Source organism: Staphylococcus pasteuri (assembly GCF_030547725.1).
GTDB classification, from domain to species: domain Bacteria; phylum Bacillota; class Bacilli; order Staphylococcales; family Staphylococcaceae; genus Staphylococcus; species Staphylococcus pasteuri.
The window spans coordinates 1-319 of record NZ_JAUOQO010000149.1; the positions used below are offsets into that span (position 1 = coordinate 1).

The 319-nt window shown below is 31.0% G+C and carries 1 pseudogene; it reads right to left on the reverse strand.

What is annotated here, in order from left to right:
* A pseudogene (locus Q4528_RS13195) lies at positions 1 to 281 on the reverse strand (hypothetical protein); the annotation flags it as partial.
* Positions 282 to 319: the final 38 nt, after the last annotated feature.

Consider the following 319-nt stretch of genomic DNA (forward strand, 5'->3'; position numbering starts at 1 on the left):
GCACTTAACCACCCTTTAAGGGTTTCATTTATGGCTGATAAGGCACTTTTAGTGATTAAGATAGAACAAGTTGATCCGGCAAGAAGTTCCCACGCTCTAGTATGGATTAAATAAAAATTAACTGATTGATTTGAGGTTAATAACATAGATATTAACGAAATAGTAAAAATCACTGCTAAACTGATAAGTATATATTTCTTAAACTTTGTTAAGAAAAGTAATATAAATGGAAAAAATAAATAAAATTGTTCTTCAACAGCTAAACTCCACATGTGTAACATCGGGTTTAATTCTGCACTAGGGTTGAAGTAGTCAAGCT